Raw genomic sequence first — 17,400 nt, 5'->3', positions numbered from 1 at the left:
GGGGAGCGTGAAACCGTATGCGCCTCTTACCGATCGCCCTTATGGCCGGATTGCTCGTGTCCACGCTGGTTCCCGGCAGCGGCGCGCATCCGGCCGCCAATCCGAAATCATCTGTCAGGAGGGTTCCCATGAACCAAATTCCCGTTCGTAAAGACGTCCCGGCCGAGCACCGCTGGAAGCTGGAGGATCTTTTCGCCAATCAAGAAGCCTGGAACAAAGAATACAACGAAACGAAAGAAGCGCTGGGCAAAATCGGCCAGTTTCATGGCAAGTTAAGCGATCCTGCCGCTGTGAAGCAATGCTTCGAGCTGGAGGACGATATTTCTCTACATACCGAAAGACTATACGTGTACTCCAACATGAAGCATCACGAGGATATGACGGACCCTACCTACCAGGCTCTGTCGGATAAAGCCCAGAAGCTCAGCGTGGAAGTGAGCCAAGCGCTCTCTTTCATCTCTCCCGAAATCGTCAGCCTCTCCGAGGAGCAGTTAAAGGCGCTCGTGGAGAACAAGGATCTGGCGCCATACAAAACGACGCTGGAAGAAATGATCCGCCAGAAGCCTCACGTGCTGTCCAAGGAAGAAGAAGCGCTGCTGGCGATGGCCGGCAATATGTCCGGCGCTCCGAGCAACATTTTCGGCATGATCAACAATGCGGACATGAAATTTCCGAAGGTGAAGAACGAGAACGGCGAGGAAGCAGAGCTGACACACGGAAGCTACATCCAGTTCCTCGAAAGCCGGGACCGCGAGGTGCGCGAGCAAGCTTTCAAAGCCGTTTACGAGACGTATGCCAAGCAGAAAAACACGATAGCCGCCACGCTTTCGTCCAACATCAACAAGAACATTTTTTATTCGCAGGCTCGTAAATATCCGTCCGTTCTTGAGATGTCCCTTTTCGGCGACAACATCAAACCGGAAGTATACACGAATCTGATCGAAACGATTCACGAATCGCTTCCGCTTCTCCAGCGCTACATGAAGCTGCGCAAGAAGCTGCTCAAACTCGATGAACTTCACATGTACGACCTGTTCGTGCCGCTTGTAGACGATCTCAAGATGAAGGTCACCTACGACGAAGCGAAAGAAACGATTAAGGAAAGCCTGGCTCCGCTCGGCAAATCCTATGTGGAAACGCTGGAAAAAGGCTACAACGACGGCTGGATCGATATTTACGAAAACCAGAACAAGCGCAGCGGAGCCTACAGCTGGGGCGCTTACGGCACGCACCCGTACGTGCTGCTTAACCACAAAGAGAATCTGAACAGCATGTTTACGCTGGCGCATGAAATGGGTCACGCGATCCATTCGTACCTGTCGGATGAAAATCAGCCGTACCGGGACGCCCAGTACACGATTTTCCTGGCCGAAGTGGCTTCCACGCTCAACGAAGCGCTTCTGATGGACTACCTGCTGAAGCATACGGACGATCCGAAGAAGAAGCTGTACCTGCTTACTTACTATGCCGATCAGTTCCGTACGACCGTGTTCCGCCAGACCATGTTCGCCGAGTTTGAGAAAATCACGCACGAGAAGATGGAAAAGGGCGAATCGCTTACGGCACAGGAGTTCAGCAAAATCTATTATGATTTGAATACCCTCTATCATGGTAAAGAAATGGTAGTGGACAAAGATATCGAAATGGAATGGGCGCGTATTCCACACTTCTATAACAGCTTCTATGTGTATAAATATGCGACGGGCTTCTCCGCTGCCACGAGTTTCTCCAAACAGATTCTCGACGAAGGCCAGCCTGCCGTGGAACGCTACCTCGGCTTCTTGAAGAGCGGCGGAAGCGACTATTCCATCAACATTCTGAAAAAAGCCGGCGTGGACATGTCAACTCCAGAACCGATCAAGCAGGCGATGAGCGTATTCGCTTCCGTGCTTGATCAGATGGAAGAGCTGACGAAGTAATTCACGCGGACTTTACCCCGAGCTTAAAGGCCGATGAACGGTTTCACGGCCTTTTTGCCGGTTTAAAGGAGAGATTTTCCATGAAATCCAACCGTATTCAATGGCTGTTGATCGGCGCTCTTATTTTTGCCCTTATTACGACGGTTTTCGCGGTGGTAAACATGGATCAGGTTCGTGTCAATTTCGTGTTTATGGAAACGAACGCGCCCCTCATTCTGGTCATCGTGATTTCCACCGTTCTCGGCGGACTTATCGTCGGTCTGTTCGGCATTTTGCGTCAGGTACAGATGCAGAAGGAAATCAAGGAGCTTCGCAAACAGCTCAAAGGATCCGCCGTTCCGGCCGATACAGAAGTGCTGCCGGGAACTGCCGCCGCAGAAGCCGCTTCCGCTTCTTACGAAGATCGTCTGCCGGGTGAGGAATCTCCCGTCCAGAAAGAATTCGGCAAGAACAACTCCGGCGCGCTGTAAGACAAAACGAAAAACCTCCATCCATACGGCCGTTAAGGCCTGCCGGGATGGAGGTTTTTTCATGTTTCGGCGGAGTTTGCTGCTTCGGCCGGAACGCCGGGCAGCGGTCCCCAGGCTGTTCACAGCCAGCCTGCGAGCAGGGCCGCCGCAAGCGCCGCCGCGCCGCCGAAGAGCGAACCGATGACGTTCACGGCATCGTTCGTCATCCAGGCGAAGCCCCGCAGCGGCTCGGCGGGCGAGCCGCAGTGCGAGCCGCGCTCGACGTCGCGGCCGCACACGGCGCAGCGGTACATCGCCTGCCACTTCGCGCCGATCAGCGAATCGGATAGCGATCCGGCGAGGCCGCCGGCCAGACCCGCCGCAAGCAGCGGCAGCAGCGTCTCCAGCGGATGCTGCGCTCCGACGGCGTGAGCGGCTCCCGTGACGGCGCCGCTCCCCAGCCTGGCCAGCAGCCACGCCGCCGCGCCGATGAAGAGCCCGCCCGCGCAAGTCGCGAGCAGCCCGAGCGCGGTGACCCCGCCGGACGTGCCGGGGGCGACTTTGCGCCCCGTCAGGATGGAGCGGGGAGCGGTCCGGCTCAGCCCGCCGATTTCCGTAGCCCAGGTATCCGCCGTGACGGCGGCCATAACGCCTACGAAAGCGGCCCACCAGGCGGGATGAGGGGCGATCACCGAGCCGATGCAGAGCAGAAGCCCCAGCCCCCCGTTTGCGGCCACTTGTCCGGCGTCCCGGTTGCCGCTTTTGGCGTAGCCCGATTCGATGGCCGCTTTTCGCTTGTGCTTGTACTTGGACAGCAGCGTCGAGGCAACAAAAAACGCGATCAGGGTGCCGAACCAGGCGGCCGAGCCGAGCGAATACATCAGCGTGCCCAAGACAACCGCCGCGGCCGCACCCGACGCTGTCAGGGAGCGCTTCGAATAAGCGGCTCCCGCCACCAGGACGCTTCCCAGCAGTCCTATCCACACATCCATTCCCGACATTCTCTCATCTCCCCTTCTTTCAATCATCCGAGCAGGGCAAAGCACTGCCTGCAAAAGCCGGCGGCTGCAAACCGCGGGTTTCGTTTTCCGTATTTCGGGTAAAAATAAGGGTAGATCCCGTATCACACATTCGTTTATGAGGGGAGATTTTAATCATGGAAACCAACCAAAACAAACCGAACGAGGACATCAACCCGATTACGGATGAAAATAAGCACAACCCCTACACCAATCAGAAAAATAACGTCCGTAAATATGAGAATGAAGATCTTGAATCCGTAAAAGAGCATGAATATCATGACGCCAAGCAAAATTCCGCGAATCGCGATATCAATGAGGTCATGAACGGTTCGATGGCGCCGAACATGGATGAAATCAAACAGCTCGGCAAAGACATGGAAGGCATGAAAACCAACGAGGACCTCACGGAAGAAGGCCTGCTTCCCGACCCGATTCAGAACGAACGCGAGGAAGAAGCTTCCCGCTAAATTCTGCCTTAGGTCCATTATGGCAAAAATCGCCCTTTCAAGCAAAACACACCCCCACTCGGGAGGTGTGTTTTCTGCTTTTCAGGAAGCGGGTTCGATGGCTTTGCCGCGTATCTTGACGCCGTAAGAAATGGACTGGAGAAAATCCATCTGCTTTTTGTCGTAGGCCGCGTCCCTTTTCACAATCTGATCTTTTTGAATGTAATACGGGTTGAATTCTGCCGTGATCTTTCCGTTGATCAGCTTTAATTTAAGAAGTCCGGTGTCCGCTTTCGCGTCTTTCACATAATCGGGAAATAAAAAATTGCCGATGGAATACGCGATGGGCTTGCCTTTGTAAAATTCGAATCCTTGCAGAACGTGCACATGGCTCCCGATGATTCCGTCGGCCCCGGCATCGATCATTTCTTTGGCGAAGGTCCGCTGCCACTCTTCCGGTTTGTGGTTTTTCTCCACCCCCCAGTGCATATAGACGAATACATAGTCCGCGTCCTTGCTTTCCTGCCGGATGACCGGCAGAACGGCGGATTTGTCGTAAGCCTGAGCAATCCCCGGCGTATCGGGACCCGCAAACCAGTCCCGGGTCGGAATAAACCGGGAAAAGGCAAGAAATTTGATCCTGGCCCCGTTAATTTCGACGGTTTTGGCTTTGTACGCTTCCGCGGCGTTGCGGCCGCCCCCGATATAAGGGAGCCCCGTCTGTTTCAGGTGATTCAGCGTATCCAGAAAACCCTGTCTCCCGAAATCGAGCACATGATTGTTCGCTATGGAAACGAGATCGAATCCGGCATTTTTTAATCCTTTCAAGGACGGAGGGTCCGATTTGAAATTATAGAGCTGGTTCGTATCCTTCTCGGTCGCGTCGGTCACCGACGTTTCCAGATTCACAAAGGCGTAATCCGCCTTGGAGACTTCCTTTTTTACAAACTGAAAAGGATAATCCGGCCCCTTCTTCTTGATCGTTTCCTTCACGGACCAATCCATCAGTGCGTCCCCGGCAAAAATAAGATCAACGGCTTCATGATCGCCCACTTTTTTGCGGACGGCAGGAGCCGTGTCCTGCGAACCCTTCGGCTTTTCGGTCGCTTTGGCTACCCCCGGGTTCGCCGGTTTATCCGCCGGTTTGGCTTCTTTATTGCCGGTCGGTTCGCTTGCGGCAGCCTCCGCCGACTCCTCCGCTTTATCCGGGGCCGAAGATGCCGCGGGCACGGGCGATTTTTCCGGAGCCGGCACCGCGGAAGAGGCGGGCTGATTGTCTCCGGGCGTCTTGGCGACCGGCCGTTCGGAAGACGATGCGGCGGGCGGAACGGATGCCGCGTCCATTTTTATTTTGACAAGCAGCAGTCCTGTAAGGAGAACAGCGCTGAAGATCGCAGACACGATAAGAAGGGTCAACCTCTGTTTCTTCATCGGCCCCCTCTACTTTCCGCGGCAGGACAGTTCATCCTATCCCTCCTTACAGCTTAACTGTGCAGCGGCCGAAGGTTTCTGCGCCCCAGAGAAGCTCGAACACATCCCCGTCCGCGCAGGCTCCGACGCCGGCAGGCGTGCCCGTATAAATCAGGTCCCCCGCTCCAAGGCCGTAGTTTGCGGCCACATAATCAACGATAGCCTGCAGCGGGAAAATCAACTCCCCGATATTGCCCCGTTGGACGGTTTCGCCGTTGCGCACGGTCTTGAATTCCGTCTTTTCCAGTTCTGCGGCACCCGGAAACGGGCGAAGCGGACTCAGAGCGGCGGAGTTCAAAAATCCTTTGGCGGCCAGCCAAGGATGGCCTTTTTTCTTCAAGACGCTTTGAACGTCGCGAAGGGTGAAGTCAATCCCCAGTCCGAAAGAATCGACAAGCTCATCCACCGTCATTCCCGGCGAATAGGGCTTGGAAATATGAAGAACGAGCTCTCCCTCGTAGTGGATTTCTCCTTTGCCTTGAGGCAGCTCGAGCAAATCCCCTTCCATTGCGGCAAGCGCATGCGTCGGTTTCGTAAAGATCATCGGCTCTTCCGGCACGTCGTTGCCCAGTTCGGCGGCATGAAGCTTATAGTTGCGTCCTACACAGTAAATGTTGCGTACAGTTCCCGTCATCGGTCACTCAACTCCCCGTTCTGAATAAGGGCATTCATGGAAAAAGGCCCTCTAGCGATTATAAACGTTCCGCTAAGGGGCCTCAAGGAGAACACCGGTTTTAAACTGATTTTTATCGGAAGTTTCACGGCTGTCGCGGCTACACTTCTTAACGCTTATTGAATCGGATTGGAGGAAGATTCGCCCGCTTTGGAAGTCAGCGCCCCGCTGTCGGGTTCGTCCGTTTTCTCTTCCTGCCCGCCTCTTTGGGAGTTGACAGACGTCTGGGCGTGGGAAGCCTGCCTGGTCCCGGCGGCGGATGCGGCGTAGCCGGACTGGTGCTGCTGCTGGGTTCCCGAACCGGTTTGCGGCGTGTAATTCCGGTCTCCTTGATATGAGGAATTGGAAGCCTGTGTGTAGGACGGGTTTGGCGTCTGGTAGAGCGCCTGCTGGCCTGCGCTCTCATATCCGTAAGCGGCGCCGTAGCCGGAAGTGCCGCCTCCCGTATAAGAGGACGGCTGTGAGGAGCCGTAAGCGTCCGGCTGCTGCCCTTGTCCTCTGTAAGCCGAGCTGCCGTAAGAATGATCCGCATAGCCCGTTTCCGTTCTTCCGTATGCGGAGTAACCGCCGTTATCCGGCTGTGAGCTGTAACCCCCGTTGTAGCCATAGTCGCCCGGCTGGTGGATATGCGGTTGGTAACTTTGCTGCGGGCGGCTTTGCTGATGCGGCTGGCTGCCGCCGGCACCCGGATAGCCGTACAAGTGATTTTGGCCGTAGTCGGGAGCATGGCCGAATTCCTGGGCGTAGCCGTAACCTTGGCCGTAGTTTCCCGCCGTCTGGCCGAAATCCGCTTCATGAACCGGCTGGAAGGTGTGCAGGTAGGTTTTGGCCGTATGATCGTGAAGCGTCGGAACCTGGTACTGGCCTTGACTGTTCATGAACAGAAATACTTCATAGGCATGATCCGCGGCCGCGTCGGCTGCTGTAAGAAGCATCCGGCGGACGTTGGGATCGGCACATTCCAGCGCGGCCGTCATTTGATTTTTCGCGTTGTTTTTGTGGCAGCAGAGCATGGCGGATAAAATCTGCTCGTCATTGAAGGAGCCGTCCGTTTCCGGTGAGACCGGGGCAGGATGGCGCAGGCCGTACAAAATATCCTGGACCGAGACAAACGGCGGCTGGCCGTAGGGCGCCTGGCCGCGCGCGGCGCTGTAATCATGCGTGTAAGCGACCAGCTCGTTATAGTGCTGCACCCCCGCTTGAAGATGATGCTCGGCGATCGCTTTCACCTGCGGATGCCGGGCCTGCCGGGCGTAAAAAGAAAAATGCCGGATCATATTTATTTTTTCGGTCAATACTTCGTGGACCTCTAACGTTTCATGGGCTCCGAATGGCATGGGAAAACAGCTCCTTTTGTAAGTTCCTTTACGCTTACAATTCCCTGTCTTTGGGAAATTTATGCATAGGAAACCGATTGCTCCCGCCTTACCGGGTTAAAGATAACTAGAATCCTAGAAGCTCGCATCCACAAAGAGCCCCTTCCTGAGGATGAAGGAAAAAATATCTTCTTTTTGTGATATAATAAGGGGATGAATTCCAGGACGGCGCAAAAGCAAAGCATGTACAACTAGAAATGGGGGAATTGCATGATCAATTGGAGAGTAAACTTGGCGGTTTTGTGGGTCGGACAGTTTTTCGTAATGGCAGGCATGACCATGATCATGCCGTTTCTGCCCTTATATCTCAAAGAGATGGGCCTGCAGGACGCGCAGGAAATCGCAACTTGGACAGGCATTATTTTTGCCGGCAACTTCGTCACTTCCTTCCTCTTCCAACCGTTCTGGGGAGGAATGGCGGACCGCTACGGACGCAAAGTGATGCTGCTGCGCTCCGGCTTCGGAATGGCTGCCGTCATGACGACGATGGGCTTTGCGCATGCCCCGTGGGTGCTCCTGCTGCTGAGGCTCGTCAACGGCACGATCTCCGGGTACGCTCCCGCTTCCGTCGCTCTCATGTCGACGAACACGCCGCGCGAGCATATCGGATTTGCGATGGGAACGCTCCAGTCGGGTGCCGTAGCCGGCTCCATTCTCGGCCCGTTTATCGGCGGTCTGCTGGCCGAGCTTATCGGCTTCCGGTACATCTTCTATGTAACCGGAGCCATGCTCTTTATCGCTTCGATGGTGACGATGCTGCTGGTCAAGGAGAAGTTCAATGCGGCTGAAGCCAAAAAGCAGCCGAAAATATCGGTCATTCAGGGTTATAAGGACCTGAGGCCGATCCGGCAGCTGCCGACGCTGTATTCGATCACGTTCGTGATCCAGTTCTCCATCCAGTGCTCCATGCCGCTGATGGCGCTCTTCGTCGAGGAGCTCCACGGCTCGGGGGAACTGCTCGCCTTCTACGCGGGACTTGTCGCTTCGATCACCGGGTTCTCGAACATGGTGGCCGCCCCCCTTCTCGGAAAATTGTCCGATAGGATCGGCCCCCAGCGCATCCTTTTCGTCTCGCTTATCGGCGCGGCCATCTTCTTCATTCCGCAGGCTTTTGTGCAGAACGTCTGGCAGCTGATGGCGGCCCGGTTCTGCCTCGGCATTTTTATCGGCGGGCTTCTGCCGACGGTCAATTCCCTGATCCGGACCTACACGCCGGTCGGAATGGAAAGCCGTTCGTACAGCTTCAATACGAGCGCTCTGGCTCTCGGCAACATGATGGGACCGGTTATCGGCGGCGCCCTGTCCGGCTTCCTGAACATTCGCGAACTGTTCCTGTTCGCGACCGTGATGCTTGCCATTAACGCGGCCTGGTCGTACCGCACGCTGCTCGGCAAGCACAAGATTTCAGACGGAACCTTGTAAAGACCGAACGGGTGGATGGGCGGAGTAGAAAAGCGCTCGACGGAACCGCTTCGGCGGTCAGACGCCTTCAACCGCCAACCAAACAAAAAAGAACGATCCTCGGCCGGATGTGTCCGGGTGGATCGTTCTTTTTGTTGTTTGTAACTCATTCGCACCGTGCGAAGCTCCCAGCGCGCGGTGCTCGGCGTCACATGACCGTGGTCAACGGAAGACATGCGAGCCCGGAGTCCTATTTCACCCGCGCCACCGCAAGCCCGTCGTAAGCGGGAAGCATTGTGCTCTCAAGGCGCGGATCGGAAGCGAACCGGCGGTTGAATTCCCTCATCGCTTCGACCGATTTCTTCGTAACGGCCGCATCGATCGTCCGCCCCCGCATCAGAATATTATCGCCTATGATAATGGCGCCCGGGTTGGCCAGCTCGATGGCATAGTCCAGGTAAGCCGGGTAATTCACTTTATCCGCATCGATAAAAAAGAAGTCGAACTTCGCGCCTTCCTCCTTCAGCGCGGCTAAGCTTTCTACGGCGTCAGCCACCCGGTATCCGATCTTGTCCCCGAAGCTGGCCTTGGTCACGTTCTGCCGTGCCGTTTCCGCGAAGGCGGCGTTCACCTCCAGGGAGAGCACCTGTCCGCCGTCGCCAAGCCCTCTAGCCAGGCAAATGGCGCTGTAGCCGCCAAGGGCTCCGATTTCAAGCACCCGCTTGGCGCCCGTCAGTCCCACGAGCATGGTGAGCAGGCGGCCATAGCCGGGAGCAACCGAAATATCGGGCATGTTATTGTCCCGAATAGCCTCTTTTACCAGCGCCAGCGCCTCATCTTCCGCATAAAGAGCTTCCAGGTATTCCTCAGGCCCCGGAGCCGCTTTCTCCGAACCCCCGTTTGTTTGAACCGTCCTTTTTTCCACGGGTCATTCCTCTTTTCTGCATATGTATTCAGAAACTATCCTCCATGCACGGGACAGTCCTGGAACAGCCGGATCATCGGCCAAGCCAAACGCACCGTTGCGACGCGTGAACCCCATGCGTGCGTACGGCGTTGATCTGTGAGGTCATTGTATATGAAAAAACAAGCGTGTTCAACCGTCCGAAGGTTGATTTCGGCAACATTGGCATTTGTCTCCCGCGCCTCTTTCGCCTATACTTAGAAATTACACGGATACCACCCGAAAGGAAATGAAAGCATGGCTAAATTGGATTTGATCGCCACCTGTCCCATGGGGCTGGAAGCGATCGTAGCAAGAGAGGTCAAAGAGCTCGGTTACGAGGATGTAACCGTCGAGAACGGACGGGTTACTTTCACCGGGGACGAACTGGCGATTTGCCGGACGAACCTGTGGCTGCGTACCGCCGACCGCATTCTTGTCAAAATGGGGCAATTTGAAGCACGGACTTTCGATGATTTGTTTGAAGGCACCAAAGCACTCGACTGGCCCGCCTGGATTCCCGAATACGGCGAATTCCCCGTAGAGGGCCGTTCCCATAAATCACAGCTTTCCAGCGTCCCGGCCTGCCAGGGCATCGTGAAAAAAGCCGTCGTTGAGAAAATGAAAGAACGCTACCAAACGGAATGGTTCGAAGAAGACGGCCCCCGCTATGTGATTGAGGTCGCTCTCCTTAACGACATCGCCACGCTGACGATCGATACGACGGGTCCGAGCCTGCACAAACGGGGATATCGGAAGCTTGTGACCGAAGCTCCGCTCAAGGAGACGATGGCTGCTGCTCTGATAAACCTGAGCCGCTGGAAGCCGGACCGCCCGCTCTACGATCCGTTCTGCGGCTCCGGCACGATTCTGATCGAAGCCGCCATGTCGGGCTGGAATATCGCACCCGGCCTTCGCCGCTCCTTCCCCTCGGAGGATTGGGACATTATCGGCCAGGATCGCTGGGAGCAGGCCCGGGAAGAGGCCTATGATTCCCTGAACGACGACATTCCGCTGGAAATAGCGGGCTCCGACATCGATCCGAAAGCGATTGAGGTCGCCGAGGCGGCCGCCAAAGCGGCCGGCCTTTCCAAGGAGCTCAAGTTTTACGTCGAGCCGGTAGCCAAAGCGAAGCCGCGTAGCGACTTCGGCTGCCTGATCACAAACCCGCCATACGGCGAACGGCTCGGCGAACAGAAGGAAGTGGAGCGCGTGCTGCGCCAGCTCGGACAGCTGACGGGTTCGCTTCATACATGGAGCACGTTCGTCCTGTCACCGAGCAAGCAGTTGGAGCATTATTTCACCCGTCCGGCCGACAAGCGCCGCAAGCTGTTTAACGGACGGATCGAATGCCAACTGTATCAATATTTCGGCCCGCTGCCGCCGCGCCGCCGGAATACGGAACCCGTCGATCAATAACGGCAGATTTGCGCCTGTCCGGTCTAACCGTAACCCCGTTTCGTTCATTAGCTGAACGAAACGGGGTTTTATTTTGTCCGCAGGCTGCCATGGCCCCGATTTAGCCGGAGAAACTTCGGTGAACCGTCATGCGACGCCACACCGCGCAACCGGGAAATGCAAGTAATGGGCGAAAAGTAAATACCGGGCACACGACAACGCCATTTGTGGAGCTTGAGCCCGGAAAAACCGGGCCTATATACTCATAAATCTCACAATAATGAACAGAAACAAAAAAACTTGATAAAATTTTGATAAATTCTTCCCATTTTCCTTTGTATATGGTACTATTTTCATAGGAAATAGTACCCAATCATTTCTGACAATTTTATTATTTATAGGGGGAACCGCTATGCAAGGTATTCTGGCGCTTGTCTTATTTTTTATCTCTATGCTTATGTTCGCAGCTCTCGTTCAATCGAAATCGAAAGGCCAGAACCAGCGGTTCCGCTTTCTTCATCACCCGCTGTTTCGTAAAACGGCCGTGGTCGTTTCTGTTCTCGCCTTTCTGCTCGCGGTCGTAGTCAGCCCCAAAGCGGATGAGGGTCTGCAGACCGAAGCGAAGCTTACAACAGCGGCCGTTACGGTACGATAAAGTCCGGCAAGCAAGAGTGAACATCGCAGTCATTCACCGCTCTGAACCATACCAAAAAGAATCAAAAACGGCCTCCAGCCGCCTGTATGCGGGCGAAGAGGCCGTTTTTTCTTTGTCGGATAAGCCCGGGAAACAAAACACATTTGTTTGGCGGCTATACCGACCCGGTGGCGGAGGTGTATTCGCCTTCTATCCGTTTTGTAAGCAGGTGACTTCCACGCCAGTATAAAAACGAGCTGGTGACCGTCACGACCGCCATGACCAGAAACATATTGCCGCCGATTGAGGCTAGCAGAAGACCGCCGATCCACGGGCCGACAAAATGTCCGAGGCTGGTAAGGGTCTGCGCCCCGAAGTACGTGCCCCGCATATGGTCCGGGGCGATTTTGTCCATAAGCATCGTGGATGCCGGAAAATTGAGCGTCTCCCCGATAGTGAAAACGACCATCGAAGCGATCAGCAGCAGCCAGTGGTTCGAAAGCGCGAAGCCGACGTCCCCGAGCGCGAACAGGAGATTCCCCACGACGATCGCCGTAAGCGGAGACTTCCGGTCCGCCAGCTTGGACAACGGAATCTGGAGCACGATCACGGTGACGGCATTGACGCTCATCATCGCCGCGAACAGCTTGACCCCTTGGGCAAAATTTTCGTTCACGTACTGCGACAGGGTAATGGACATCTGGGAATAGCCGATCGCGCCGATCATCCCGCCCAGCAGCTGGTAGCGCAGTATCATGTCCTTGCGGACGACTCTCCATGCGGCTGCGAACGTTACCCTCTCCTTGACTTCCTTGGATACGGTCTGAACCTTGAATTTTCTCATCATAACGACAAGGAAGATTCCGTAGAACAGATACACGATCCCTGTAAGAAGAAAAGGAAGCGAGCCCTTCACCATCCCGAAGGCCGCACCCAGCAGGGGACCCACCGCCACTCCGACATTGATCGCCAGATAGCGGAGCGAGTAGACCTGCAGCCGTTTTTCTTTTTCGGTCAAATCCGCCATGAGCGCCTGAGAGACCGGCTCGTAGAACGAACGGCACAGGCCGCTGATCAGATTAAGCAGAAGAAACAGCAGAGGGTGCGTCACCAGCGAAAAGCCGACAAAGACGGCCGCCCATGTAAACAGCGCCCCCTGCATGACCGCTTTGCGGCCGATCCGGTCCGAGAGCGTCCCCCCGATAAAGCCGCCTACCGTTCCCGCCAGCGAGCTTGCGCCGATAACGAGACCGATCATCCCTTTGCTCATATCCGTTGTGGCTACGAGGTAAAGCGCCAGAAACGGCATACTCATGGAGGAAGCTGCCCGCGCCATCACTGTACCGAACAGAAGCGTGTGCACGAGCGGGTGATACGAAGATAAAAAATGCCGTATTCGATTCAAGCCAATCAGTCTCCTTCCGAACATTTCCGGGTATCCGGTCGACCGGGTAACCAGGAAGGCATTCGTTTACCTTCGGTCAATTGTTGTATATTTTTGTTATTATACACGACAATTCGTCCAGCACAACAAAAAAATCTTGCCGCCCGGTACGGACAGCAAGATCAAAGACGGAGAGCTCTAGCTCTTCCGCCGGTCGGACAAATTTTAAGCCGGACGGATAAACGATCGTCAAAATCACGCCACGTCGCTCCCGGCACGCGGTGCAGCGTCGCCTGACAAACGGCGGCTCGAGAGAGAGCTCCGTCCATGCGCCGGGTCACACGAGCAGACGCCCGTTTTCCAAAATCAGCTCGTCGTCGATATACACGCGCGGTGAGAGCACCATGAGGTCGATGTGGACGCCGGCCGCTACGGTTCCGCCAAACGTATTGTTGCTCCCGAACGCCACATGGATCGTGCCGTACACCTTCTCGTCCTCCAGCACGACGCCGGTGATCCGGGCCTTGTCGTTCGTGCCGATGCCGAACTCGCCCAGCAGCCGGCCGTCTCCGTCGCCAAGCACGGCAAGAAGAGCCTCGCCCTGCTCCCCGTCCGCTCCGACAAGGCGGCCGTTCTCCACGGTCAGCGTAAGCGGAGACGTTACCTTGCCGAGCCCGGCAATGGAGCCGTCCACGAGCAGCGTGCCCGAAGCGCTCCCTTCCACCGGGGCGATGTAGCCTTCTCCCGAAGGGAGGTTGCCCGATTCGCCCGGATTCAGGTAGACGCCCGTGCTGGGCACGCCCGCTCTGCCCGCGATCGAGAAGGTGAGCGCCGTGTGCTCCTTCTCGATCTTAACCCGGCTCCCGGCGGTCAGCCGGGCGGTCACGCGCTCGGTCAGCTCGCGCACTTGAGCGTAGTCGGCCGAGATCGCCCCTTCACGGAACATATCTTCCGTGATGGTCGGCATCGTCGCCACGCGTGTGCCGCTGGCCGCCGCTGCCTTGCGCGCGCCCGTATGCGTCAGCGAGTGCTGCGTGAGGCAGATGGCCACATCCGCCTCGCGCATCGCCGCCGCAACCGGAGCAGGAGGCTCCTCGCCGGATTTCTCACGGTGCTTCATGACGACGAGGGAGGCATCCGCCCCCAGCTCCAGTCCGGCCTGATGCACATGCTCGGCAAGTTCTTTCTTATAGTCGTCGGCCACAACGACAAGCAGCTCGCCCGGCTTTACGCCGAGGCTCGACTGCAGCAGCGATTTGCTGATCTCGATTAGAGAACGGTCCATAGTCATCGTTACAATCTCCTTTAAATCTTTCGGATTGCCCGGCGGCGGAATAACATGGTCGACGGCGCCAGGTCTTCTTTCGACCCGGGACGCCGCCAGCCTTCCTGCCGGCCGGAGCTGTCCCGCTATCGTATCACGCCCGGCCTTCTTCCGTCATGTCCCGAGTCATCCAGACCATCTCGTGAGCGGTTTCAAACCCTCTCTCCTCCAGCAGGCGGATCAGATCCGTCCGGCTCGAAGGAATATGAGAAGCGCTGAACGAGACTTCCCCGTAACCGTCCAGGACCGTCTCAAGCAGAGTCCTGAGCATAGTCTCGGGGTCCCGGTTGTCCGGCGAGGCTTCACACTGGTAAAGGGTGACACCGGCAAGTTTGCCCGAAGCTTCGTAGACGCGCATGTACAGGGCGTAGCCGGCCGGCTTGCCGTCTTCGAGCATAATCAGCGACTCTCCCGCCGGCAAGCTGGCCCAATGCCCCCGCCACGCACCCAGGGCCGGATAGAACGGCAGGAGACCGGCGTCTCTGGCGGTGCCGTGGCGCAGCGTGTACCGACCGGCGGCATCGTTATGCCGCGCCGCTGCCGCTTTAGCCCTGCCGGCGGACCGGCCGCCATCCGGCTGCCCTGCTTCCGCTGCCGACAGGGCGCCATGCCCTCTCCGGCCTTCCTCCGGCGCGTCCGCCTGCCGCGCCGCTGAGCCGCCGGAGGCATGGGCAGACCCGCCCGCGCGTACGGCCGCTGCATCGGTCTCTGCGGCCGCCGGAGGCAGCGCATCGCCCAAGGCTCCCCGGCTCTCACCGGTCCCCTCTGACGGACCGACACCCGCAGCTCCGCCCGCTTTCCGGAGGACCAGCACCGTGTCCCGCGTGACGTATCCCACGCTTTCATAGAGAGCGATCGCCGGGGCATTGTCCGCAAACGCTTCGATCGTAGCCGTATCGACGCCTTCTTCGCGGTAAATGTCCAGCGAGGCTTCGATCAGTTTACGGCCGACTCCTTGGCCCCTGTACGCCGGAATGACTCCGGTACCCCCGTTCCAGGAAATTTTACGGCCCCCCGCCATACGAATTCCGTTCAAAACAAACCCGACCGGCTGTTCCCCGTCAAAAGCGACAATGGAATGCTGCGGCGATAATTGTTCGTACGCCTGTCTCGTCATATAGGCGCCCGGATTCGTCGTCATGTCGACAAAGTACCCGGAAAACCCGTCGTTCCATACCTGAACGGCCTGGTCAAGGGTACATTCGGATAATTTTCGGATAGCAATCATCTGTCTCTTCCTCCTCTTCCCTATGTATATCACTATTATATCACTGGAAAGAGCCCAGTAAAAACCAGTTTTGAGCCGCTTCTCCCTCCGGAAAAACCGTGCTTTTGCGTTCAAAAGTACTAGCTTCGTCCCGGCGGAAGGCCGCAAAGGTCCTGAAAAGTTCCGCCCTGAGCAGGTTTGTGGAAAAAAACGGTTCGTCATATAATGGAAATTAGAGAGAAGGAGGAGAGAGCTCATGCGAATTGCCATCAGCGGAGGAACCGGGTTTATCGGCGGACATCTTATTGCCCATTTCAAAAAGCGGGGAGATGAACTTATTCTCATTTCCCGTTCGGCTTCCGGACATGCTTATGCGGGCGTCCAAACCGTAACCTGGTCGGAGATTGAGCATAATCCCCGGTATCTTGAAGGCACAGACGCCTGGATCAATCTGGCCGGCTCCACTATTAATCAGCGCTGGAGCGAAACCGCCAAGCGCCAGATCCTATCTTCCCGCCTGAAAACGACGGCGGCTGTCGCCTCAACCCTAAAGGCGCTCCAAAACAAACCTCCGGTGGTCGTAAACGCTTCGGCTATGGCGATTTACGGCACATCCGAAACTCATACATACGATGAATTCAGTCCCGTCCGTGCCGACGATTTCCTGGCTGAAGTCGTAAAGGAATGGGAGGAAGCCGCCGACCGAATTCCCGCGGAACGGATCGTCAAAATCCGTACGGGTCTCGTGCTCGGAACCGACGGCGGCGCCTTCCCCAAAATGGCTCTTCCGTTCAAATTCGGCGCAGGAGGCCGGATCGGCAGCGGAAGCCAGTGGATGTCATGGATCCATATCGCGGATATGGTCGCTTTGATCGATGCCTGTATCCGTAATGAGGATATATCCGGTCCCGTGAACGCGACCGCTCCTCATCCGGTCCGCAACCGGGAATTCGCCCAAACGCTGGGCAGCGTGCTGCGGCGGCCTCATGTCCTGCCGGTCCCCGCCTTCGCCCTGAAGCTTGTCCTGGGGGAGCTTTCCATGCTTCTGCTGGAAGGACAGCGCGTTCTTCCCCGCAAGCTGCTGGAGCATGAGTTCCAGTTCCGCTATCCGACGCTGGAAGAAGCGCTTCTGGAGCTGACCGGCGCCGAAAGGCCCGCTTAAACAACCGGAAGCGGGTCTTCAGCCAAATAAAAAACGGCCCGGTTCCCCGGGCCGTTTCTTTGGCTACTTCACAAACTTCTTCGCGTGCTCGATTGCTTCGTCTTCGGTCGGCGCTTTGATGTAACGGCCGTTAATAAATACGAATGCGTAGCGGGCGCAAGGTCCGCAGTATGATTTGCAGCCGACTTTGACTTCGGCATCCGATGCAAGCTTCTGAAGCTTAGGCAGCGCCGTTTTCACCCGCATATGCTTGCATTTATCGCAAATCCGGATATCGTTAGCCATTAATGATCCCCGTGATTGCCCTTGCTCGGATTCGTAATCATGAATCCTTCTTGCGGAATGTAGAAGTAATCGATCCGGATGCCGTCGAGCAGCGGCTCATCTTTCTCCAGCAGGACGTCAACATCCTTATCGGTAGAAACGACTACATCGTTATCCGTTTGTGTATCGAGACCAAGCGCATAGTGAGCGTGATCGCCGTGGTTGTGGCTTACCTGGACGCGGACCAGAAGACCCTGGTTCTCTTCTTTCTCCAGTTCGAGTTTCAAAACTTTAGCTGCGTTGCGCGAAATTTTGACGTTCATAGTGT

At 56.4% G+C, this 17,400-nt stretch carries 17 protein-coding genes; 7 read left to right on the top strand and 10 right to left on the bottom strand.

The genetic code is table 11. From position 1 onward, the window contains the following. The first annotated feature begins 128 nt into the window (after positions 1-128). Together pepF and HMPREF1207_RS20715 are read left to right on the top strand one after the other, a co-directional pair. Positions 129-1,919 (top strand): oligoendopeptidase F, encoded by a 1,791-nt coding sequence (gene pepF / locus HMPREF1207_RS20720; protein ID WP_170318686.1) that lies wholly within the window; start codon positions 129-131, stop codon positions 1,917-1,919. Between the two features lie 80 nt (positions 1,920-1,999). Further along, a complete protein-coding gene (locus HMPREF1207_RS20715) occupies positions 2,000-2,389 on the top strand; it encodes a LapA family protein (RefSeq protein ID WP_009674980.1) in 390 nt (129 codons plus the stop codon). Positions 2,390-2,508: 119 nt separating this feature from the next. Here the strand turns inward: HMPREF1207_RS20715 and HMPREF1207_RS20710 are convergent, their stop codons facing one another. Further along, on the bottom strand, positions 2,509-3,360 hold the full coding sequence (locus HMPREF1207_RS20710; protein ID WP_442512604.1) for a DUF92 domain-containing protein: 852 nt from the start codon (positions 3,358-3,360) through the stop codon (positions 2,509-2,511). A gap of 164 nt (positions 3,361-3,524) precedes the next feature. On the opposite strand from HMPREF1207_RS20710, the gene HMPREF1207_RS20705 reads away from it, so the two are divergent. Continuing rightward, a complete protein-coding gene (locus HMPREF1207_RS20705) occupies positions 3,525-3,857 on the top strand; it encodes a hypothetical protein (protein ID WP_009675006.1) in 333 nt (110 codons plus the stop codon). Positions 3,858-3,938: 81 nt separating this feature from the next. Here HMPREF1207_RS20705 and HMPREF1207_RS20700 read toward each other — a convergent pair whose 3' ends face one another. From HMPREF1207_RS20700 to HMPREF1207_RS20690, 3 genes are all read right to left on the bottom strand, one after another. After that, complete coding sequence (locus HMPREF1207_RS20700) at positions 3,939-5,267, bottom strand: CapA family protein (RefSeq protein ID WP_009675015.1); 1,329 nt, start codon at positions 5,265-5,267, stop codon at positions 3,939-3,941. Between the two features lie 46 nt (positions 5,268-5,313). Next, positions 5,314-5,940: a fumarylacetoacetate hydrolase family protein gene (locus HMPREF1207_RS20695; protein ID WP_009675000.1), complete on the bottom strand. Its 627-nt coding sequence runs from the start codon at positions 5,938-5,940 to the stop codon at positions 5,314-5,316. 155 nt (positions 5,941-6,095) lie between these two features. Beyond that, entirely contained in the window at positions 6,096-7,316 is a 1,221-nt protein-coding gene (locus tag HMPREF1207_RS20690) for a spore coat protein (protein ID WP_009675024.1), read from the bottom strand. 249 nt (positions 7,317-7,565) lie between these two features. Here HMPREF1207_RS20690 and HMPREF1207_RS20685 point away from each other — a divergent pair, with 249 nt between their 5' ends. Then, complete coding sequence (locus HMPREF1207_RS20685; RefSeq protein WP_009675017.1) at positions 7,566-8,777, top strand: MFS transporter; 1,212 nt, start codon at positions 7,566-7,568, stop codon at positions 8,775-8,777. 229 nt (positions 8,778-9,006) lie between these two features. On the opposite strand, the gene HMPREF1207_RS20680 is transcribed toward HMPREF1207_RS20685, so the two are convergent. After that, positions 9,007-9,681 carry an O-methyltransferase gene (locus HMPREF1207_RS20680; protein ID WP_009674993.1) on the bottom strand — a complete coding sequence of 225 codons (675 nt, stop codon included), beginning with the start codon at positions 9,679-9,681 and terminating at the stop codon, positions 9,007-9,009. Positions 9,682-9,957: 276 nt separating this feature from the next. Here HMPREF1207_RS20680 and HMPREF1207_RS20675 point away from each other — a divergent pair, with 276 nt between their 5' ends. Next, complete coding sequence (locus HMPREF1207_RS20675; protein ID WP_009674987.1) at positions 9,958-11,118, top strand: THUMP domain-containing class I SAM-dependent RNA methyltransferase; 1,161 nt, start codon at positions 9,958-9,960, stop codon at positions 11,116-11,118. A gap of 391 nt (positions 11,119-11,509) precedes the next feature. Further along, positions 11,510-11,752 carry a hypothetical protein gene (locus tag HMPREF1207_RS20670; RefSeq protein WP_009675004.1) on the top strand — a complete coding sequence of 81 codons (243 nt, stop codon included), beginning with the start codon at positions 11,510-11,512 and terminating at the stop codon, positions 11,750-11,752. 154 nt (positions 11,753-11,906) lie between these two features. Here the strand turns inward: HMPREF1207_RS20670 and HMPREF1207_RS20665 are convergent, their stop codons facing one another. From HMPREF1207_RS20665 to HMPREF1207_RS20655, 3 genes are all read right to left on the bottom strand, one after another. Beyond that, positions 11,907-13,136 carry an MDR family MFS transporter gene (locus HMPREF1207_RS20665; RefSeq protein ID WP_009674979.1) on the bottom strand — a complete coding sequence of 410 codons (1,230 nt, stop codon included), beginning with the start codon at positions 13,134-13,136 and terminating at the stop codon, positions 11,907-11,909. Between the two features lie 316 nt (positions 13,137-13,452). Continuing rightward, the gene (locus tag HMPREF1207_RS20660; protein ID WP_036740497.1) at positions 13,453-14,400 is read right to left on the bottom strand and encodes an aminopeptidase; all 948 of its coding nucleotides are present in this window, start codon (positions 14,398-14,400) and stop codon (positions 13,453-13,455) included. 133 nt (positions 14,401-14,533) lie between these two features. Beyond that, positions 14,534-15,667 (bottom strand): GNAT family N-acetyltransferase, encoded by a 1,134-nt coding sequence (locus HMPREF1207_RS20655; RefSeq protein ID WP_009676740.1) that lies wholly within the window; start codon positions 15,665-15,667, stop codon positions 14,534-14,536. A 235-nt stretch (positions 15,668-15,902) separates the two neighbouring features. Here HMPREF1207_RS20655 and HMPREF1207_RS20650 point away from each other — a divergent pair, with 235 nt between their 5' ends. Continuing rightward, the gene (locus HMPREF1207_RS20650; protein WP_009676713.1) at positions 15,903-16,808 is read left to right on the top strand and encodes a TIGR01777 family oxidoreductase; all 906 of its coding nucleotides are present in this window, start codon (positions 15,903-15,905) and stop codon (positions 16,806-16,808) included. A 63-nt stretch (positions 16,809-16,871) separates the two neighbouring features. On the opposite strand, the gene HMPREF1207_RS20645 is transcribed toward HMPREF1207_RS20650, so the two are convergent. Beyond that, positions 16,872-17,093, bottom strand: a complete 222-nt coding sequence (locus HMPREF1207_RS20645; protein ID WP_009676710.1) for a DUF1450 domain-containing protein — start codon at positions 17,091-17,093, stop codon at positions 16,872-16,874. Continuing rightward, positions 17,093-17,395, bottom strand: coding sequence for a heme biosynthesis protein HemY (locus tag HMPREF1207_RS20640; protein ID WP_009676739.1), 303 nt, complete (start codon positions 17,393-17,395; stop codon positions 17,093-17,095). The genes HMPREF1207_RS20645 and HMPREF1207_RS20640 overlap by 1 nt, the downstream gene beginning before the upstream one ends. Positions 17,396-17,400 lie beyond the last annotated feature (5 nt).

Source organism: Paenibacillus sp. HGH0039 (genome assembly GCF_000411255.1).
GTDB lineage: Bacteria > Bacillota > Bacilli > Paenibacillales > NBRC-103111 > Paenibacillus_F.
The sequence above is the reverse complement of the archived record's forward strand: the minus strand, read 5'-3'. Positions and strand labels throughout refer to the sequence as shown.